The sequence below is a fragment of the Dactylosporangium sp. NPDC050588 genome (assembly GCF_040654975.1).
Taxonomy (GTDB): domain Bacteria; phylum Actinomycetota; class Actinomycetes; order Mycobacteriales; family Micromonosporaceae; genus Dactylosporangium; species Dactylosporangium maewongense.
In genome coordinates this window covers 51,329-71,364 of record NZ_JBFAJA010000067.1, presented here as the reverse complement: position 1 = coordinate 71,364, position 20,036 = coordinate 51,329, and the positions used below count along the sequence as shown (strand labels likewise).

Genomic DNA, 20,036 nt, shown 5'->3' with positions numbered 1-20,036 from the left:
CGGAGGGTGGCATTCACGCCACTGTTCCGCCGCCCGGTGCCGGCGACACCATGAACGCATGACCGACACCGCCGCCATCGAGCACTTCGCCGGACGCCTGCGCTTCGAGACCGACGTCAGCGACGTCCACGCCGCGCTGGAGGCCCGCACCACGGACTACGTCGTCGTCGACTCGCGCGGCGCGCAGGCCTGGGCGCAGGGGCACCTGCCGGGCGCCGTGCACCTCCCGACGGCGCAGATCGCCGACCGCGCCGCCGAGCTGGTCCCGCCCGGCACCCAGGTCGTCACGTACTGCTGGGGCCCGGGCTGCAACGGCGCCACCCGGGCGGCCCTGGAGTTCGCGAAGCTCGGCTACGACGTCAAGGAGATGCTCGGCGGCTACGAGTACTGGGTGCGGGAGGGCTTCACGTTCGTGTCGCCGGCCGGGCCCGACCGGCGCCCCGCCGACGAGCTGACCGCCCCGCGCTGGGCCGTCTCATGTGACTGTTAGGACCGTCTTGCCGACGGCCGTCCTCGACTCGATCGCGGCGTGCGCGTCGGCGGCGCGGGCCAGCGGGAACGCCTGGCCGATGAGGGGCGCGAGCCGCCCGGCGGCGACGTCGTCCAGGGCGCGGGCCAGGTAGGCGCGGAAGCGCTCCGGGGGGAGCTGGACCTCGTCGATCCCCGTCGCGGTGACGCCGCGGGACCGCGCGACCGAGGGATCGGCGGTGGCGAACGCGCCGGCGGGGGTGCCGTGCGCGGAGAAGCGGCCGCCCTCCACGACGAGGTCGAACGCGGCGCGGCCGTAGTCGCCGCCGGCGCCGTCGAGGACCACGTCGAGCCCGCCGGTCGCCTCCCACACCGCGTCCGTCCAGTCCGCGACGCTGTAGTCGACGACGACGTCGGCGCCGAGCGTCCGCAGCGCACCGAGCTTGGCGGCACCGCGGGCCGCCGCCACCACCGTCGCGCCGGCGGCCTTCGCGGCCTGGACGAGCAGCGCGCCCATCCCGCCCGCGGCGGCGGTGACGAGCACCCGGTCGCCGGCGACGACCTTCACGACGTCCAGCAACGCCAGGGTGGTGACGCCGTCGTGCAGGACCGCGGCGGCCTCCCGCGGGCCGACCCCGCCGGGCACGTCGACGAGGTCGGCGGCGGCGACGGCGACCCGGGTCGCGTAGCCGCCGCCGGCGTGCCCGAGCCGGGCGAGGACCCGCCGGCCGTCGACGGTGCCGGTGACGCCGACGCCCGGCCGGTACGGCGGCGTCACCGGGAAGTAGGCGCTGCGGCCGGCCCGGACCTGGGTCTCCAGCCACAGGGTGTCGGCGGCCTCGACCTCGACGACCACCTCGCCGTCGCCCGGGACCGGGTCGGGCACCTCACGCAGTTGCAGGACTTCCGGCCCGCCGAAGCGGGCGACCTCGATCGCCTTCATGCGCACCAGCGTCGAACATGAAGTGACGTTGAGGTCAAGGGCGTCACAGCACGGCGGTGAACCAGCGCCGCCCGGGGTCGAGGTGGCGCTCGAAGCGCAGGCCCGCGCCGGTCAGGGCGGCGTGCAGCTCGGCGCGGCTCAGCCGGCGGGTGGCGAAGCGGTGCGTCCAGACGGCGGCGTCCGGCGACGCGGTGTCGCGGTACGTGCACATCGCCTGCAGGACCGTGCCGTCGTGGGAGAGCGGGCTGTCGGTCACCTCGATGTCGCCGATGCGGCCGCTGACGGGGCGCATGTCGGCGAACACGCGGTCGAACCACGCCGGCGGCAGCCACTGGACCACGACCCGGCCGGCCGCGTCGAGGTGCCGGCGGCAGGCGGCGAGGAGCCGGCCGCGCAGCCGGTCGTCGGGGGTGTTGCAGAGGTGGCTCGCCAGCAGGACCACCGGGAACCGCCGGTCGAGGTCGAGCGTCTCGATGTCGGCGAGGACGGTGGCGGCGCCGCGCACGTGGGCGAGCATCTCGGCGGAGTTGTCGACGGCCGTCACCGGATGGCCGAGGCCGGTCAGCGGGTGGGTGAGCCGGCCGGCGCCGCACCCCAGCTCGAGGATCTCCGCGCCGGGCGGGACCGCCGCATGGACGAGCGCGGGCTCGCCGGTCGCCGGCAGCAGGCGATACAGGTCGACGGGACAGCCGTCCCGGGTGACTGCGCCGTTCACACCACTCACGGTCCCACAGTTCGGGTGACTTCGCGGACCCCGAAGGGTGGGGCGTGCATGGGTGGGGCCCGGCTGGGCAGGAGGTCGTCCGTGGAGAGCCAGTTCACCAGCGACGTCATGCTCAGCGTCAACGGTCACCCGCAGCAGCTGCGGACCGACAACCGGGCGACCCTGCTCGACGTGCTCCGCGAGCAGCTGCAGCTGCCGGGCACGAAGAAGGGCTGCGACCACGGCCAGTGCGGCGCGTGCACGGTCCTGCTCGACGGCCGGCGGGTGAACAGCTGCCTGATCCTCGCCGTCACCTGTCAGGACGCCGAGGTGACGACGGTCGAGGGGCTCAGCAGCCGCACCGCGACCCACACGGCGGCGCCGCCGGACGAGCGCCCGGCGCTGCACCCGATGCAGGAGGCGTTCGTGGCGTACGACGCGATGCAGTGCGGCTTCTGTACGCCCGGCCAGATCTGCTCCGCCGTCGGCATGCTCGAGGAGGCCCTCGGGGAAGCCTCCGCGGAGCAGGGCGTGACGCTGGACGAGCACGAGATCCGGGAACGGATGTCGGGCAACCTCTGCCGCTGCGGCGCGTACACCAACATCGTCGCCGCGATCCAGTCGTCGATCGGGGTGGCCGCGCGATGAGACCGTTCGCCTACCAGCGGGCCGGTGAGGCCGGGTCCGCCGTCGCGGAGATGGCGCGCCCCGGTGCCGCGTTCCTCGCCGGCGGCACCAACATCGTCGACCTGATGAAGCTCGGCGTCACCGCGCCCGACCTGCTCGTCGACGTGACCGGCCTGCCGCTGCGGGACATCGAGGAGCTGCCCGACGGCGGGATCCGCGTCGGCGCGCTCACCGCCAACAGCGACCTCGCCGCCGACCCGATGGTGCGGACCAGGTTCCCGGCGGTCGCCCTGGCGCTGCTGTCCGGCGCGTCGGCGCAGCTGCGCAACCGGGCCACCCTCGGCGGGAACCTGCTGCAGCGCACCCGCTGCCGGTACTTCACCGACGTCACCAAGGCGTGCAACAAGCGGCGGCCGGGGTCCGGCTGCGACGCCCGCGACGGCGAGCACCGCGACCTCGCGATCCTCGGCGCCTCCCCGCAGTGCGTCGCGACGAACCCGTCGGACCTCGCGGTCGCCCTGGTCCTCGTCGACGCCCGGGTCGAGCTGCTGACGCCGGACGGGCCAGCGCAGATGAGCGTGCACGAGTTCTTCCGGCTGCCCGGCGAACGGCCGGAACGCGACACGAACCTCCCGCCGGGGGCGCTGATCACCGCCGTGGTGCTGCCGGCCAGCCCGATCGCGCGGCTGTCGACGTACCGGAAGGTCCGCGACCGCTCGTCGTTCGCGTTCGCCGCCGGGTCGGTCGCCGCCGCCCTGGACGTCCGCGACGGGATCGTGCGGGACGTCCGGCTGGCCTACGGGGCGGTCGCGCACCGGCCGTGGCGGGCGTACGCGGCGGAGCGGATGCTGCGCGGCGCGACGGCGACCGTCGACAGCTTCGAACGGGCCGCGGACGAGGAGCTCGCCGCGGCGAGACCGCTGCGGGACAACGCGTACAAGGTGCCCCTGATCCGCAACCTGACGGTCGGGGTCCTGCGGGGGATGACGGAGGCCAGCTGGTGACCACCGCGGTGAGAAGGACGGCGCCACCCGCGATCGGGGTGGCGAGCCCGCGCGTCGAGGCGTGGGACAAGGTCACCGGCCGCGCGCCGTACGCCGTCGACCATCCGGTGCCCGGCGCCGCCTACGCGTGGGTGGTGCAGTCGACGGTGGCCCGCGGGGTCGTCACCGGCGTCGACACGTCGCGGGCGCTCGCGGAGGACGGCGTCCTGGCGATCCTGTGGCACGGCAACGCGCCCCGCCTGGAGCCCATCGGCGATCCGGAGCTGCTGCTCCTGCAGTCGCCGCGCATCTCGTTCCGGGGGCAGGTCGTCGCCGTCGTCGTCGCGACGTCGCCGGAGGCCGCCCGGGCCGGCGCCGATCTCGTGCGGGTCAGCGAGGGCGGGACCATCGCCGACACGGTGCTGCGGATCGACCATCCCGCGCTGTACCAGCCGGTGCAGGTCAACGCCGGCTACCCGGCCCGGTCCGCGATCGGTGACGTCGACGCCGGGCTCGCCGCCTCGGCGGTGCGGGTCGACGCGACCTACCGCACGCCGGCGGAGCACCACTGCGCGATGGAGCCGCACGCGACGACCGCGTTCTGGGAGCGCGGCTGCCTCGTCGTGTTCGACGCCACCCAGGCCTCCACGTCGGTCCACGACGTGCTCGCCGGCCTGTTCGAGCTGCCGCCGTCCGCGGTGCGCGTCGTCAACGAGCACGTCGGCGGCGGCTTCGGCGGCAAGGCGGCGACCGCGGCCAACACGGTCCTCGCGGCGATGGCGGCGCGGTTCGTGGGCCGGCCGGTGAAGCTGTCGCTGACCCGGCAGCAGGTCTTCGCGCTCGGCGGCTACCGCACGCCGACGATCCAGCGGATCCGCCTCGGCGCGTCGGCGCAGGGCGAGCTGCTCGCCATCGGACACGACGCGGTCAGCCAGACGTCACAGCTGGCCGAGTTCGTCGAGCAGAGCGCGGTGCTGTCGCGGCACATGTACGCCGCGCCGAACCGGCTCACGACGCACCGGGTGGTGGCCCTCGACGTGCCGACCCCGGGATGGATGCGGGCACCCGGCGAGTGCCCGGGGTCGTTCGCCCTGGAGTCCGCGATCGACGAGCTGGCGTTCGCCGGGAACTGGGACCCGGTGCGGTTCCGGATCGACAACGAGCCGCCGGAGCACCCCGAGGAGCGGATCCCGTTCTCCAGCCGGCATCTCGTCGAGTGCCTGGAGGCGGGGGCGGAGCGCTTCGGCTGGGCCTCCCGCGACCCGCGCCCCGCCGTCCGCCGCGACGGCGAGTGGCTGATCGGCACCGGCGTCGCCGCCTCCACCTTCCCGGCGATCACGTGGCCCTCGACGGCCCTCGCCCGGGCGACCGCCGACCACCGCTTCGACGTGGAGGTCAACGCCGCCGACATCGGCACCGGCGCCCGCACCGTCCTGCGCCAGATCGCCGCCGACGCTCTCGCCGTGCCCCTCGAGCACGTCGCGATCACCGTCGGCGACTCGGCGATCGGCCCCGCCACCGTCGCGGGCGGGTCGATGGGCACCGCCTCCTGGGGCTGGGCCGTCACCAAGGCGTGCCGCCTGCTGCGCGAGCGCATCGACCGCGACCACGGCGGCACGGTCCCCGACGGCGGCGTCGCCGTCCGCGCCGACACCACCCCCGACGTCCGCGACCGGCCGGACTTCGCCCGCGACGCGTACGGTGCCCAGTTCTGCCAGGTCCGCGTCTCCACCGTCACCGGCGAGGTCCGCGTCGACCGCCTCCTGGGCGTCTTCGCCGCCGGCCGCATCGTCAACCCCACCACCGCCCGCTCCCAGCTCATCGGCGGCATGACCATGGGCCTGTCCGGCGCCCTGCTGGAGCGCTCCGTCGTGGACCCCCGCACCGGCGACTTCGTCACCGGCGACCTGGCCGCCTACCACGTGGCCGTCAACGCCGACGTCCCGCGGATCGAGGTCGTCTTCCTCGACGAGGAGGACCCCCACCTCAACCCCATGGGCGTGAAGGGCATCGGTGAGCTGGGCATCGTCGGCACCGCCGCCGCCGTGGCCAACGCCGTCCACCACGCCACCGGCATCCGGGTCCGCGACCTTCCCATCGGCCTGGAGCACCTCGTCCCCAGAGCCCACTGACGCGACCCGGGCACACCAGCGACCCGGTGTGTGCCCGGACCGTGCTCAGAGAAGGCTGTGTACCAGGAGAGGCGCCAGCTGTTCCCATCGACGACCGTGGGGCGGGGGGTTTCCTGCGCCCGGTCCGGGCGACCCGCGATGCCGCTCGAGGTGGAGTACCAGCTCGACGGCCGCACGTATGACCTGGGTCAGCTGCACCGCCGGACCTACTCCACCGGATTCGTCGTGCTCCACAAGGAAAGACGGCGCTGTGTGTTTTCGCGGCGAGCATCGGCGGCCGGGGGGACACCAGAACGCTGGGGAAGTTCTTCCGGGACAGGCTGACCGGTGACGACGGATGACGGCTGCGCCGTAGCCGCCACCTTCCATGGTCAGCCCCGGGACGGTCAGCCGAGCGCCTCGACCGGGAGGATGACGTAGTACGCGCCGGTCAGCGGGGTCGTGTAGCGGGTGAGGGCGTCGCGGACGCCGTCGTCGGTGCCGGCCATGCGGCGCAGCATCTCGGCGAGCGGGTGCTGGGTGGCGCAGAAGCCGACGAACATCGTGCCGTGCTCGCTGACGGTGCCCCAGGCGGTGTTGCGGCGGTAGATCTTCAGCTCCTCGCCGTCCGCCGAGGTGATCACGGTGCGCGAGACGTGGGAGGTCGGGGGCTGGCGGTCCTCGTCGAGCTCGACGCTGTCGGGCTTGGTGCGGCCGATGACGAGCTCCTGCTCGGCGACGGGCAGCGCGTCGAACGCCGCGGTGTCGTGGTGCCACTGCTGGACCAGGGCGACGGCGCACCCGTCGGCGGTGGCCACGGACGGGGCGAGGCTGCGCGGCGGGTTCTCGGTGCCGTCGATGAAGCCGGTGAGGTCGCGGTCGTGGTGGTACACCCACCCGGCGACCTCCGAGGCGCGGTCGGCGACGGGGGCGAGCACGGCCAGGGCGGCCCGCGTGTAGTCGAACAAGGCGGTGCGGTCGGCGCCCGCCAGCCACAGCCACGCGTCGTGCTGCGTCGCCGGCATCGTGAAGCCGTCCGGACCGGTCACCGGCGCGTCGAAGTCCCTGACGTCGGGCGCGGCGCCCCACAGGCTGGGGCGGATGCCGATGACGACGTTGACGGCGCCGGTCGCGGGCATCGGCTCGCCGACCGCAGTCAGCGCCGCCAGCAGCGCCCGCGGGTCGGTGCCGGGGCGCAGGTCGAACTCCAGGTATGCGTGCTCGGCCATGGCGGCGGCGAAGATGCCGGGCTGCGGGGTCGGGGGCATGGCACCGATCGTACCGGCGCAAGATCCACACCAGTACTTTTGTCACCGCCGATCGGGTACCGCCGTCTCTGCCGCCCGGAACGGGCCGGTCATAGCGTCATGGCATGAGCACAGTCGAGCTGGACCGGGTGTCGTACGCGTACCGCGGCGGCGGCCTCGCGGTGCGGGACGTGTCGCTGCGGATCGAGGCCGGTGAGGTCGTCGCGATGCTGGGGCCCAACGGCGCCGGCAAGTCCACGACGCTGCTCCTGCTGCTCGGCATGCTGCCGCCGCGGACCGGCACCGCCAAGCTGTTCGGTGGGCCGGTCGCCCGCGCGGTCGCCGACGGCAGGGTCGGGGCGATGCCGCAGGCCGGCGGCGTCCCGCCCCGGTCGAGCGTGCGGGACCTCCTGGAGTTCCTGCACGCGGTGTACCCGCGGCCGATGCCCGTCGCCGAGGCGATCGCCCTCGCCGACCTGGACGGGCTCGCGGGGCGGACCGTGGAGCGGCTCTCCGGCGGTCAGCAGCAGCGGCTGCGCTTCGCGATGGCGGTCATCGGCCGGCCGGACCTGCTGATCCTCGACGAGCCGACGGCGGCGCTCGACGTGCAGTCGCGGCGCGCGTTCTGGGCCTCGATCCGCGGCTACGCCGCCAAGGGCCGCACCATCCTGTTCTCCACGCACTACCTGGAGGAGGCCGACGACAACGCTGACCGGATCGTGGTGCTGGACCGTGGCCGCGTGATCGCCGACGGCACCGCCACGAGCGTGAAGCGGATGGTCGCGGTCCGCACCGTCAGCGTGGCGGAGCGGGAGGACGGGCAGGACGGCGGCTTCGAGCGGCTGCCGGGCGTCGTCGCCGTCGCGCGGCGGGACGGGCGGGTCGTGCTCACCACGACCGACTCGGACGCGACCGTCCTCGCCCTCGCGGCCGCGGGCCTGCTGCGGGACCTGGAGGTCGTCGGCGCCGGCCTGGAGGACGCGTTCCTGACCCTCACCGGAAACCGCAGCGGAGTGTGATCGCGATGTTCGCCTATGTACGACTGGAGCTGCGGCGGCTCGGCAGGACGCCGGGACTGCTGATCTTCGTGGTGCTGATGCCCCTGCTGAACTACCTGCTGTTCACCAACCTGCACGGGCTGACCGGGCAGGACAAGGACGTCGCCGCGACGTACACGATGGTGAGCATGGCCGGCTACGGGGCGATCGGCGCCCTGCTCAACTACGCCTCGGGCGTCGTGGTCGACCGCTCCATCGGCTGGATGCGGCAGCTGCGGCTCACGCCGCTGTCGCCGGTGCGTGTCGTCGTCGGCAAGGGGCTCACGGCGATGGCGACGGCGATCGTCCCGGTCGTCGCGCTGTGCGCCGCCGCCGTGGCCGTCAACGGCGTCCGGCTCGGCGCCGGCCAGTGGCTGGCGATCGTGCCGCTGCTGTGGTTCGGGTCGCTGCCGTTCGCGCTGCTGGGGCTCGGCATGGGGTATCTCGCGACGGCGCAGACCGTGCAGCCGCTGAACCTGCTGGTGTACCTGGGGATGTCGATCGTCGGCGGGCTGTGGTTGCCGCTGGACGTGATGCCGGGCTGGGTGGCGGCGGTCGGGCGGTGGCTGCCGACCCACGCGTACGCCGACATGTCCTGGCAGGTCGCCTTCGGCGGCGCGCCGACCGGCACCGACGTGCTGACCCTGACCGCGTGGCTGGTCGCGTTCACGGCCCTGGCCGTCGCCGGCTTCCGCCGCTCGGTCCGCAGCACCGCGGGCCTGTAGGTCCCGGCGTGTCCGAGGGCGTGGAGGCTAGGGTGGAGCGCATGCCCAGGAAGCGGTGGAGGCCGTCGGTCGGCGGCCTGCTCTGGGTCGGCGTGTGGACGTTTCCGCTGGTGGGCCCGCTCGCCACGATCACGTCGCAGCACGGTGGCGTGGTCGCCGGCGTCGGCCTGGCGCTGTTCACGGCCGTCTACGTCACCGTCACCACCCTGGGCTTCGACCACCGCGACGACCTGCGCCGGGCGGCCGGCATCGGGTTCGGGACCGTCGCGGCGCTCGGCGTGGCGCTGGCCGCCGCGTATGGCGAGCAGTGGCTGATCCTGCTGCTGTTCGTGTCGACGTGCGGCATGGCGGTGTACGGCGGCCGTCCCCGGATGACGGTCGGGCTGACCGTGATACTGGCCGTGGTGGCGGTGGAGGCGGCGCTGGGCCTGCTGCAGCACGCGGAGCCGGCGGCGCTGCTCAGCACCATCGTCGGCACCGTCCTCTCGTCGGGGCTGGTGGGCGCGATCCGCCAGATGGGCCGGTTGATCCGTGAGCTGCAGGGGGCGCAGGAGGCGCTGGCGGTCGCCGCGGTCGCGGAGGAGCGGCTGCGGTTCTCCCGCGACCTGCACGACCTGCTCGGCCACACGCTGTCGGTGATCGTGGTCAAGGCCGAGGTGGTGCGGCGCATCGCCGAGCGGGACCCGGCCGCGGCGGCGGCGCAGGCCGCCGACATCGAGGACATCGGGCGGCGCGCGCTCGTCGAGATCCGGGAGGCGGTCACGGGGTATCGGGAGAGCGGCCTGACCGCCGAGCTGACCCGCGCGAAGGGGGTGCTGTCCAGCGCCGGGATCGCCGCGACGGTGCAGCGGACGGCGGACCCGCTGCCGGACGACGCCGACCGGCTCCTCGCGTGGGCGCTGCGGGAGGCGACGACGAACGTGGTCCGGCACAGCGGCGCGCAGCGCTGCGACATCGAGATCTCCACCGTGGACGGTGCGGCGGCGCTGCGGGTCGCGGACGACGGCGGGGCGGCCACCGCAGTGGCGCCAGGGGCGGCGGCATCGGGAAACGGGCTGCGGGGGCTCACCGAGCGGCTCGCCGCGGCCGGCGGCACCCTGGAGGCCGGGGGGCGGGACGGTGGCGGGTTCACGCTCGTTGCGAGACTGCCGCTGTGATCAGGGTGCTGCTCGCCGAGGACCAGGGCATGATGCGGGGCGCGCTGGCGCTGCTGCTGGACCTGGAGTCCGACATCGAAGTGGTGGCGCAGGTCGCGACCGGCGACGAGATCGTCCCGGTCGCGGAGCGGGTCCGGCCCGACGTGGCGCTGCTGGACATCGAGATGCCCGGCGGCGACGGGATCACCGCGGCCGCGCGGCTGCGCGACCGGGTGCCGGGGTGCCGGGTGCTGATCCTGACGACGTTCGGGCGGCCCGGGTATCTGCGCAGGGCGATGGAGGCCGGCGCGAGCGGCTTCCTGGTGAAGGACGGTCCGGTCGAGGAGCTCGCCGCCGCCGTCCGGCGGGTCCACGCGGGCGGCAGGGTCGTGGACCCGGCGCTCGCCGCGGCGGCCCTGGCGGCCGGGCCCGACCCGCTCACCGACCGGGAGCGCGACGTGCTGCGCGAGTCCGCGGGCGGCGCGACGGTCGCCGACATCGCCGGGCGGCTGCGCCTGTCGGAGAGCACGGTCCGCAACTACCTGTCGGCGGCGATCACGAAGACCGGCACCCGCAACCGCATCGAGGCCGTCGGCGTCGCCCAGTCCAACGGCTGGCTGTGACGCCGCTTTCCGGCGTGCGGCGCCGCGTGGCGTTGCTTTGGTGGCGCGGTCGGCGTGCGGGGTCGTTCGGTGCTTTGGCGTGCGGTGCCGTGTGGCGTTGCTTTGGTGGCGCGGTCGGCGTGCGGCGTCGCGGCGTGGAACGGGCGGCGGGCGGCGTCGCGCGGGTCGGTCGGCGGATCGTGTCCGGCGGCGCACGGCCGGGCGGATCGTTCCCGGCGTTGTGGAGGGTGACGGCGCGGGCTCGGGAGGGTCCGGCGGGCGGTGCGGGTTCATGCGGTCAGGCGGGTGACGGCGGCGCCGGGGGACTGGTGGCGCTGCCAGTGGCGGAGCATCGGGGCGGGGTCCCAGCCGAGCTCGCGGGAGCGGTAGACGGCGTCCGTGCAGTGCGCCGTCCAGCTCGCCGGGGCGGTGTCGGCCGAGCGCAGCAGCTCGTCGCGGAGGTCCTGCAGGACGCGGATCGAGTGCTCGAACGCGGGCACCTCCCGCTCGCGGTCGTCCAGCTCGGCCATCCAGTCGACGTCGCGGCCGTCGCAGACGGTGCACGCGCACCCGAAGAGGCCGGGGTCGGGATGCCGGCGGTGCGCCCTCGCGATGGCGTTGATGCGGCGGTACGACAGCGCCGGCGCGAACACCGCGGACGGTGCCGCCGGCCGGAAGCCACGCGCCACCGGACCGGACCGGGGCGCGGGCCGGGGCGTCAGATGGCGCAGGCCCGCCACGGTGCCGACCGCGGCGGCCGCGGCGCCGTGGCACAGCGCGCCGAGCGCCGACACGTCGCAGCGCAGCAGCAGCGTCGGCACCCCGCAGCCGAGGACCGCGAGGAGCCCTTCCACCACGCCGGGCAGGGCGAAGGGGTCGCGGCTCGCCTCCAGCACCAGCGCGACGGGGCCGCCCGCGGCGCGGATGTGACCGGTCAGGACGGTGCGGTGCAGGCGGTCCTGGAGCCAGATCGGGTGCAGCGGCAGGACGGCGATCGTGTCGGGCAGGACCGCGGCGCGGTGCAGGATGCCGGCGAGGCCCGGCTCGTCGCCGCTGTCGACGTACCCGGAGTCGGTGAGGACGGGCACGCCCAGCTCCCGCTGGCGGCGCAGCCAGCGCGGGTTGAACGGCGCGCTCGCCGGCAGCCGGGCCGGTCCGGCGTAGCGGGCCGCGTCGAGCAGCAGCGGCGCCTCGAAGTGGCATTGGCGCAGCAGGTACGCGGCGGTGGCGAGCAGGCCCGCCTCGTCCCGCTGAAACGGTGAGATGACGAGGCCCGCGCCGGGGCGCTCGGCGATCGGCGCGCAGCGCAGCGCCTGGTTGGCCGAGCAGTGCACCAGCAGCGTGCCTTCGGTGATCATGGCATTCGTCAGTCCCGTCACTCTTGGTCCATCGAGCGTAACCAATCGTGCGGTATTCACGAACATTCATGTTCGAACTGGTGTTCTATCTGAACTTCAGTTGCAGGTGTACGTGAAGGTCGCCGTGTCGGAGGCGGTGCTGGGCGCGATCACCTGCAGCGTGGTGGTGGAGGTGCCGGCCGCCCGCCGGACCTCCGCCTCCCAGGTGTCGGTGAAGGTCTTCGACCGCAGCGTGGCGCCGTGCTCGTTGCCGCCGTCGACGGTGTACCGCAGCCGGACGTCGGGGCTGGAGACCGTGATCGTGACGGTGACCTTGACCCTGACGTACTTCGTCGAGCGGGGGCAGGGGCCGGTGACGCTCGCCGGATCGAGGCTGATCCGCGCCGCCGTGACGTGCGGCTTGGCCGGCGACGTCTTGGGCGTGGCGCTCTGCTCCGCGGCCGGCGGGCTCGTGGCCCCGGCCGGTGCCGTCGAGGCGGCGACCGCCACCACGGGCTCGGCCGCCGCCGACCTGGGGCGCGGCCGGTCCGGCTCGGAGGACGAGCCGAGCAGGGCGAACGCGGCCAGGCCGGCGACGAGGACGAGGATCGCCGCGCCGCCGGCGATGAGCAGCAGTGTCAGCCGGGAGCCCGGGCCGGCCGGCTCCTCGTCCCGCTCCGGGGTCAGCCACGCGGGACGGTCGGGCTCCTCCGCTTCGATCACGGGCAACAGTGCACCACGGCGTGTCAACGCCGCGCCGGCCGGTGTCGCGGCCCCGTTCCCGCCGGCGCGCCGGCGCAGCTCCGCCCGGTGTTTTCCGTGCCGCGCCCGTGGTTCAAGCGCGGCGCCGCGTCGTTGGTTCGAGCGCGGCGCCGCCGTTGCGCCGCTGATTCAGTACGGTGCCGCGTCGCGCCGGTGGTTCAAGCGTGGCGCCGCGTCGCGCCGGGGTGGTTCAGTGTGGCGCCGCGTCGCGCCGGTGGTTCAGTGCGGTGCCGCGTCGCGCCGGTGGTTCAGTGCGGTGCCGCGTCGCGTCGCGCCGGTGGTTCAGTGCAGCGCCGGGTAGCCGCCCACCATGCTGCCCTGCGCCTCGGCGCGGACGGCGGCGGCCGCGGCGGTGACCGAGCCGGCGGTCGCGACCCGGTCGACGACCGCGGCGACGACCTTCGGCGTGGCGAACGACGTGCCGCTCCACGCCGCCCAGCCGCTGCTGAACAGGTCATGGTTGATGTACGTGCTGACGACGTCGGCGCCGGGCGCGGCGACGCTCACCCACGGGCCGGTGTTGCTCCACTCGCAGATCGCGGTGCCGTCGTGCGCGGCGACGGCGAGCAGCCGGTCCGCCCACGCCTCGCCGCCCGCGGTGAACGCGGCCGGCCAGAACGGCCGGTCGGCGACGCCGTTGTTGCCGGCGGCCGCGACCACGACCCGGTCGCCGCCGGCGAGGAACGTCCGCAGCGCCGCGGACAGCGCCGCGGGCGGCAGGTCACCGATCGAGTAGCCGCCGAGGGACAGGTTGAGCACGTCGGTGTCGGTGAGTGCGGTGATCGCGGCGGCGAGGTCGGCCTCGGTGCACACGCCGAAGCTGTCGAGGACCTTCACGATGCGGACCTGCGCGCCGGTGGTGCCCTGCGCGACGACGCCGGCGATGAAGTTGGCGTGGCCGACGTCGGAGTCGAGCATGCCGTCGCCGTCGCCGTCGGTGACCGTCTCGTGGTTCTCCGGCGTCGCGGTGTAGCAGCCCTCCGGGAGCGGGCTGTTCAGCCAGATGCCGGTGTCCATGACGGTGACCCGTACCGGCGACGCGTGATCCGACGAGATCAGCTTCGCCGAAGGGGCGTCCACCGCGACCGGCGGGCCGAACGGGCCGCCGTGCTCGTGCGGCGTCGACATGAAAACGTGGTTGGCGCCGACGACGGAGCCCTGCGGCAGCTGGCCGCGCAGGCGGCGGACGGCGTCGGAGACGTCGAGGCCGGGCGTGCGCAGGCGGCGCAGGCCGGCCGCCGGCTCGTCCTCGGCGATCTCGCTGGTGCGGTGGCCGAGCCCGACCAGGGTGCGGTGGGCGATCGCGGTGCTCGCGTCCTGGACCAGGATCTCGTCGGCGACGAACCGGACGGTCCGGCCGGCGTGCGACTCGGTGCGCAGCCACGGCAGTCCGGACAGGCGCGCGTCGCGGGTCGCCAGCCACCGTTCGAGACGATCTCGTGCAACGGACATGCTTGCTCCTCAGTGCTCAGCTAGAGACGGACCGGTGACAAGAGACGGCGGCGCGGTGCCGTGATACACATCGGAGGTGTCCACCACCGCCGATGAGCTGGCGCAGCGGCTGTTGCCGATTGTGATGGCCGATCCCGTCAAGGCCAAAATGCTCGCGGACGCGGCGTTGCGCGACGCCCAGCGCGCCGGTGACCGCGCGGCGCAGGCGGTGGCGCTGCGGACGCTCGGTCTCGCCGCCCGGGCCCGGCACGACGCGGCGGGCGCGGACCGGCATCTGCGCGCGTCGATCGCGGTCGCGCGGCGTCACCGGCTGACGCAGTACGAGGCGGAGTCCCGGATGAGTCACGCGCTCATCCTCGACGATCTCGGCCGGCCCACCGCGGCGCTGCGCGAGATCGACCGGGCGATGGCCGACCTGCAGGGGCGGCGCCGCGCCCGGGCCTCGATGCAGCGCGCCCTGATCCTGCGCCGGCTCGGCTTCGAGCGGGAGGCGATGGAGCTGTACCGGGATGCGCTGCGGGCGTTCCGGCGCTCCGGTGACGCGGTGTGGGAGGCCCGCACGCTGACCAACCGCGGGGTGCTGCACGGCTTCCGCGGCAACCTCCGCCTCGCCGAGGCCGACCTGCGGGCGGCGCAGGCGCTGTACAACCGGCTCGGGATGTCGACCGCCGCGGCGCAGGTGGAGCACAACCTCGGCTTCGTCGCGGCGCAGGCCGGCGACGTCCCGACGGCCCTGGCCCGCTACGACCGGGCGCACGACCGGCTGTGGAAGACCGGCGTCGACGCCGTCAGCCTCCTGGACCGCGCGGAGCTGCTGCTGTCGGTGCGGCTGCTGCCCGAGGCCGGCACGGCGATCCGTGCGGCGATCGCCGCCTGTACCGACGGACACCTCGACTCGGTGCTCGGCCAGGCGCACCTGATGATGGCGCGGCTGGCGCTGCTCACGAGCGGCGCTTCCGGCACTTCCGGTACTTCCGCCACTTCCGGTACGCAGGAGTCGCGGGCGGCGGCCGCGGCGGCGCGGAAGGTGTTCGCGCGGCAGAAGCGCGCGGTGTGGATCGCCCGGGCCAGGGTCGCGGAGCTGGCGGCGGTCGTCGCGTCGGGCCGGGCGCACCGCGGGACGCTGCGGGACCTGCGGACCGCCGGGCGGGCCCTGATCGACGCCGGCTGGCCCCATCCCGGCTGGGAGGCGCTGCTGGACGCGGCGCAGCTCGCCGTCGGCCTCGGCGAGCACGGCACCGCCGCCGACCTGCTGCAGGAGGCGGCGGCCGCGGCGAAGCTCGGCCCGGCGCCGCTGCGGGTGCGCTGGGCGCACGTCCGGGCCCGCCTGGACCTCGCCCGCGGCGCGACCGCCGAGGCGGCTCGGGCGGCGACCGCCGGGCTGCGGATCGCCGACGAGTACCGGGCCAGCCTCGGCGCCACCGAGCTGCGCGTGCGCGGCAGCGTCGAGGCCGCCGCGCTCGCCGGGCTGCGGCTGCGGCTCGCCCTCGACCACGGCGGCCCGCGGGAGGCGCTCACCTGGGCGCAGCGGTGCCGGTCGGCGGCGCTGTCCCTGCCGCCGACGCACCCGTCCAGCGACCCGGTCGTCGCGCGGGCCCTCACCGAGCTGCGCCGCATCACCGGCGAGCTGGCCGCGGCGCCCGCCGGCCCGCAGCGCGCGGGGCGGCTGCTGCGGCGGCAGCGGTCCCTGGAGGCGGAGATCCGGCGCCGCTCCTGGCGGGTGCCCGGCTCGCGGCCCGCGGCGCGCACGGACGTGCCGTTCGCCTCGCTGGCCGCCGCGCTGGACGGTCGGGTGCTGCTCGAGCTGCTCGCCATCGACGGCGTCCTGCACGCGCTGGTGGTGTTCCCCTCGGCCGGCGGGCACCGGGTCGCGCAGCGCGTCGTCGGGCCGATCGCGCCGGTGGCCTCGGAGCTCGAGCACTTGCGGATCGCGCTCAGCGCGGAGATCCTCGGGCACGGCGGTACCAGCGCAGAACGCGTCGACCGGGGCGCCGGTGCGCTCGACCGGCTGCTGCTCGACCCCGTCGCCGACCTGATCGGCGACGGCCCGCTCGTGCTCGTGCCGACGGGTGCGCTGCACGCGATGCCGTGGACGATGCTGCCCAGGCTGCGAGGGCGGTCGATCACCGTCGCGCCGTCCGCGGCGATCTGGTGGCGGGTCGCGACCCAGCCGCCCGCCGACGGGGCCACGGTGCTCGTCGGCGCGCCGTCCGCGGCGCAGGCGGCCGCCGAGGTCGCGCAGATCGCCCGTGACCAACGCGTGCCGCCGACCGTGCTGGCGGGGGAGCGGGCCCGGGTGGCGCCGGCGCTCGCCGCCCTCGACGGCGCGGCGATCGGGCACATCGCCTCGCACGGCGAGTTCCGGGTGGACAACCCGCTGTTCTCGTTCCTTCTCCTCGCCGACGGCCCGCTCACCGTGTACGACCTGTCGGTGCTGCGCCGGCCGCCCGCGCTGCTGGTGCTGTCGGGCTGCGACACGGGCCTCGCCGAGGTGCACCCCGGCGACGAGCTGATGGGGCTCGTCGCGGCGCTGCTCAACATGGGCACGGCCACCGTCGTCGCGAGCACCGGGCCCGTCGACGACGGCGCGACGCGGCTGCTGATGCGCGACCTGTACGGCCATCTCGGCGCGGGCCATCCGCCGGCGACCGCCCTGGCCCTGGCGCAGGCGGCGGCCGACCCCTCGGTGCGGGCGAGCACCGGCAGCTTCGTCTGCTTCGGGGCGGGGTGAATTTTTCTCTCATTTGACTGGCGGAAGTGTCAGACCCGGGCTCTACGATGTGCCGCATGCGACGGGTGGTGACTTCGGCTCTCCTGCTGCTGGTGCTCGGCGCGCTGGTGGCCTGGGGTGTCGGCGGCGCGCTCGGGCTGTCGTTCGGCCCGGTGCCCGTGCCGGTCGAGCGGGCCGCCGCCGCGCCCGCCACCCCGCTCGTCGCGGCGCCGCCGATCAGCGTGATCAGCGTGCCGGCCGAGCCGCGGCTCACCCTCGCCGCGAAGGCCGTCGCCGACGCGCTCGTCCAGCGCGGCCTGCCCGCGCCCGCGATCGGCCAGGATCCCGCCGAGGGCCCCGGCATGCCGTTGCGGGTCGTCGTCGGCGTCGCGCCGTTCGGCAGCTCACTGGAGGCCTACCGGCTCGGCGGCGACGGCACGGCGATCACGATCGAGGCCGCCGGCGTCGCGGGCGCGGCCACCGGCCTGTATGCGGTCGCCGACCGGATCAGGTCCGGCTCGGCGGTGCTGCCCGCCACCGGCCCCGCCGTCTTCGCGCCGCGGCTCGGGCTGCGGCTCACCGACGCCGGGTCCGTCGGCCGGGAGCCCGACCCGGCCGCGTTCGCCGCCGGCACCGACTATTCGCTCAACACCGACGTCGTCGGCGGCGCCCTGCTGCCCGCCGCGCCGTGGGTCGACCAGGCCGCCGTCGCCCGCATCGACGCGCAGTTCCGGCAGTTCGTCGAGCACTCCCTCGCCCAGGGCTACAACGGCGTCGTCGTCCCCGGATTCCTGGAGTATGTGACGTTCGCCCTGGTCGGCGACGGCCACGCGGTCTATCCGGCGGGCGACGACCACATCGCCCGCGCGCAGGCGCTCGTCGAGGCGTTCGGCCCCGTCTTCCGCCACGCCGCCGACCTCGGCATGCGGGTCTACCTGCTCACCGACATGCTGGCCGTGGCACCGCCGCTGGAGCGCTACCTGGAGCGCGAGTTCGGCGGGCTCAAGGTCGCCGACCCGCGCTTCTGGCAGGTGTACCAGCTGGGCCTCACCGAGCTGTTCCAGGCGATGCCCTTCGTCTCCGGCCTCATGGTCCGCATCGGCGAGGGCGGCGACGTCTACCGGCAGCCCGGCTGGGACTACTCGTCGAAGCTCGCCGTCACCGGCGTCGACGCGGTCCGCGCCATGCTGCGCGCCCTGCTCGGCACCGCCGGCGCCGCCGGCAAGGACCTGATCTTCCGCACCTGGACCGTCGGCGTCGGCGCCGTCGGCGACCTGCACACCAACCCGGCCTCCTACGAGGAGGTCCTCGGCGGCATCGACGACCCGCACCTCATCGTCTCCACCAAGTACACGCTCGGCGACTTCTACAGCCACCTGCCCTTCAACGGCACGCTGGAGACCGGCACGCACCGGCGGATCGTGGAGTTCCAGGCGCGGCGCGAGTTCGAGGGCTTCGGTGCCCTGCCCAACGACCTGACCGGCCTGCACCAGCAGGCGCTGCGCCGCTTCCTCGCCGCCAACCCGCACGTCGAGGGCGTCTGGACCTGGACGCAGGACGGCGGCCCGCTGCGCGCCGGACCGATGACGCTCTACCTGCGGACCGGCTTCTGGCAGCTGTATGACCTCAACGCCTACACGCTGGGCCGCCTCGCCCACGACCCCGACGCCCCGGCCGAGCAGCTGACCGCCGACTGGGTCCGCCAGACGTTCTCGTCCGACCCCGCGACCGTCGCCGCCGTCTGCGAGATGCTCGCCCTCTCCCGCGAGGCGGTCACGAAGGGCCTCTACATCGGCGCCTACGCCGACCACTCCGTCCGCGCCCTGGGCCTCGAGCCGCCGCCCATGATGTGGATCTTCGAGTGGGACATCGCCACCGGCGACTCGGCCGCCCTCACCAGCATCTACGCCGTGACGGCCGCCTCGGGTGCCGTGGACGCGGCGGTGGCCGAGGGAGAGCGGGCCGTGGAGGTCGCCGCGCGGATGCGCGCCCTGATCACCGCGACCGACCCGGCCACGTGGCGCGATCCGGTGCTGCGGGCGAAGCTGCTCGACACCCTGACCTATGAGGCGGATCTGTTCGGCACGCTCGGGGCGTACCGCACCATGGTCCTGCGCCACGTCCAGTGGCTCGACACCGGCTCCTCCGCCGCCTACGACGCGTGGCGCGCGGCGGAGCGCCGCTACGAGTCGGCCCGCGACGCCCACGTCACCCGCTATGGCGGCGACGTCGACCTGCCCGCCTATAACTTCACCGCCGCCGACCTGGGCGCCACCCGAGCCGACCGCGACCCGCTCATGGCCTGGCTGGCCAGGGCTCTCTTCGTCCTCCTGCTGGCGGCCCTGGTCGCCGGCGCGATCCTCCGCCGCCCGGCCGCCCTGCACGCCCTCTGGACCGGCGCCACCCGCCCGTGGCGCGTGGCCCACCTCGACGCCGCGGTCTCCCGCACGGACCGCTTCCTCGTCCTGGCCGTGCCCGCCGCGGCCCTGATCCTGAGCCGCTTGGTCTACACCTGGTTCGCCGCCCCCGCCCACCTCGTCCTGACGCTCGGCGCGTGGCTGCTGTTCGCCCTCACCGCCCGCCTCCTGCTCGGCCGCCGCGACCCCTTCCACCTGTGGGCCACCATCGGCGGCGTCGCCCTCCTGCGCTCCCTGCTCCTGCTGGCCGCCCTCGCCGTCCGCGGCCCGGGCCACTACTGGCTGGAGTTCTGGACCGCCCCCACGGTCAGGGCGGTCTACATCTGCGTGGCGTTCGCCGCCTTCGGCTGGCTCTTCGTGGCCACCACCCTCGTCCTCCGCGACCACTACCACCTCCGCCGCCGCCACGTCACCGCCACCCTGCTGCTCGTCGCCGGCACCCCCCTCACCCTGCTCGGCGCCCTCGTGACGACCATCGGCCTGGAGCGCGCCCTCACCTTGTGGAACGACCAGCTCGCCCTCCTCCCGTGGGGCCTGTCCCGCATCCTCGGCATCACCGTCTACCTCGGCATCCCACCCACCCTGCCAGCCGCCGCCACCACCACCGGCGCCCTGCTCACCGCAACCGGCACCACCCTGCTCCTGCTCCGCCGCCACTCCCCAACCCCCGCGCAGTAACCCCGACCCACCACCTGCCACCGCTGCCCCTGCGCGCTGCTGCCACTGATGCCCTGCGTGCTGCTGTTTGTTCGGCGCGCTGCCGCAGTCCAGCGTGC

16 protein-coding genes are annotated in these 20,036 nt (G+C 74.9%); 10 read left to right on the top strand and 6 right to left on the bottom strand.

The genetic code is table 11. The features are described 5' to 3' along the window. The first annotated feature begins 58 nt into the window (after window positions 1–58). Window positions 59–490 (top strand): rhodanese-like domain-containing protein, encoded by a 432-nt coding sequence (locus AB0I21_RS38505; RefSeq protein ID WP_360568629.1) that lies wholly within the window; start codon window positions 59–61, stop codon window positions 488–490. Here the strand turns inward: AB0I21_RS38505 and AB0I21_RS38500 are convergent. After that, the gene (locus tag AB0I21_RS38500) at window positions 476–1,411 is read right to left on the bottom strand and encodes a zinc-binding dehydrogenase (RefSeq protein ID WP_360568628.1); all 936 of its coding nucleotides are present in this window, start codon (window positions 1,409–1,411) and stop codon (window positions 476–478) included. The genes AB0I21_RS38505 and AB0I21_RS38500 overlap by 15 nt on opposite strands. A 43-nt stretch (window positions 1,412–1,454) precedes the next feature. Then, window positions 1,455–2,126 (bottom strand): class I SAM-dependent methyltransferase, encoded by a 672-nt coding sequence (locus tag AB0I21_RS38495; protein WP_360568627.1) that lies wholly within the window; start codon window positions 2,124–2,126, stop codon window positions 1,455–1,457. A gap of 117 nt (window positions 2,127–2,243) precedes the next feature. Here AB0I21_RS38495 and AB0I21_RS38490 point away from each other — a divergent pair, with 117 nt between their 5' ends. From AB0I21_RS38490 to AB0I21_RS38480, 3 genes are read left to right on the top strand one after another with little or no spacing between them, the layout of a single operon-like run. Further along, window positions 2,244–2,762 carry a 2Fe-2S iron-sulfur cluster-binding protein gene (locus AB0I21_RS38490; RefSeq protein WP_360568642.1) on the top strand — a complete coding sequence of 173 codons (519 nt, stop codon included), beginning with the start codon at window positions 2,244–2,246 and terminating at the stop codon, window positions 2,760–2,762. After that, window positions 2,759–3,745, top strand: a complete 987-nt coding sequence (locus tag AB0I21_RS38485; RefSeq protein ID WP_360568626.1) for a xanthine dehydrogenase family protein subunit M — start codon at window positions 2,759–2,761, stop codon at window positions 3,743–3,745. Before AB0I21_RS38490 ends, AB0I21_RS38485 begins: the two co-directional genes overlap by 4 nt. Continuing rightward, the gene (locus tag AB0I21_RS38480) at window positions 3,742–5,856 is read left to right on the top strand and encodes a xanthine dehydrogenase family protein molybdopterin-binding subunit (protein WP_360568625.1); all 2,115 of its coding nucleotides are present in this window, start codon (window positions 3,742–3,744) and stop codon (window positions 5,854–5,856) included. The genes AB0I21_RS38485 and AB0I21_RS38480 overlap by 4 nt, the downstream gene beginning before the upstream one ends. A gap of 386 nt (window positions 5,857–6,242) precedes the next feature. On the opposite strand, the gene AB0I21_RS38475 is transcribed toward AB0I21_RS38480, so the two are convergent. Further along, window positions 6,243–7,103: a Dyp-type peroxidase gene (locus AB0I21_RS38475; RefSeq protein ID WP_360568624.1), complete on the bottom strand. Its 861-nt coding sequence runs from the start codon at window positions 7,101–7,103 to the stop codon at window positions 6,243–6,245. Between the two features lie 104 nt (window positions 7,104–7,207). On the opposite strand from AB0I21_RS38475, the gene AB0I21_RS38470 reads away from it, so the two are divergent. The 4 genes from AB0I21_RS38470 to AB0I21_RS38455 are packed head-to-tail and all read left to right on the top strand — an operon-like array spanning window position 7,208 to window position 10,603. Further along, window positions 7,208–8,101 (top strand): ABC transporter ATP-binding protein, encoded by an 894-nt coding sequence (locus AB0I21_RS38470; protein WP_360568623.1) that lies wholly within the window; start codon window positions 7,208–7,210, stop codon window positions 8,099–8,101. 5 nt (window positions 8,102–8,106) lie between these two features. After that, window positions 8,107–8,844 (top strand): ABC transporter permease, encoded by a 738-nt coding sequence (locus AB0I21_RS38465; protein ID WP_360568641.1) that lies wholly within the window; start codon window positions 8,107–8,109, stop codon window positions 8,842–8,844. A gap of 41 nt (window positions 8,845–8,885) precedes the next feature. Continuing rightward, entirely contained in the window at window positions 8,886–10,001 is a 1,116-nt protein-coding gene (locus AB0I21_RS38460) for a histidine kinase (RefSeq protein WP_360568622.1), read from the top strand. Next, on the top strand, window positions 9,998–10,603 hold the full coding sequence (locus AB0I21_RS38455) for a response regulator transcription factor (RefSeq protein WP_360568621.1): 606 nt from the start codon (window positions 9,998–10,000) through the stop codon (window positions 10,601–10,603). Before AB0I21_RS38460 ends, AB0I21_RS38455 begins: the two co-directional genes overlap by 4 nt. Before the next feature lie 269 nt (window positions 10,604–10,872). Here AB0I21_RS38455 and AB0I21_RS38450 read toward each other — a convergent pair whose 3' ends face one another. The 3 genes from AB0I21_RS38450 to AB0I21_RS38440 form a co-directional block, all read right to left on the bottom strand. Beyond that, on the bottom strand, window positions 10,873–11,961 hold the full coding sequence (locus AB0I21_RS38450; RefSeq protein WP_360568620.1) for a hypothetical protein: 1,089 nt from the start codon (window positions 11,959–11,961) through the stop codon (window positions 10,873–10,875). Window positions 11,962–12,036: 75 nt separating this feature from the next. Beyond that, complete coding sequence (locus tag AB0I21_RS38445; RefSeq protein WP_360568619.1) at window positions 12,037–12,642, bottom strand: hypothetical protein; 606 nt, start codon at window positions 12,640–12,642, stop codon at window positions 12,037–12,039. Between the two features lie 321 nt (window positions 12,643–12,963). Continuing rightward, window positions 12,964–14,133, bottom strand: coding sequence for a S8/S53 family peptidase (locus AB0I21_RS38440; protein WP_360568618.1), 1,170 nt, complete (start codon window positions 14,131–14,133; stop codon window positions 12,964–12,966). Between the two features lie 76 nt (window positions 14,134–14,209). Between AB0I21_RS38440 and AB0I21_RS38435 the strand changes: the two genes are divergently transcribed. Further along, complete coding sequence (locus tag AB0I21_RS38435; RefSeq protein ID WP_360568617.1) at window positions 14,210–16,864, top strand: CHAT domain-containing tetratricopeptide repeat protein; 2,655 nt, start codon at window positions 14,210–14,212, stop codon at window positions 16,862–16,864. Window positions 16,865–16,920: 56 nt separating this feature from the next. After that, complete coding sequence (locus AB0I21_RS38430) at window positions 16,921–19,938, top strand: hypothetical protein (protein ID WP_360568616.1); 3,018 nt, start codon at window positions 16,921–16,923, stop codon at window positions 19,936–19,938. Window positions 19,939–20,036 lie beyond the last annotated feature (98 nt).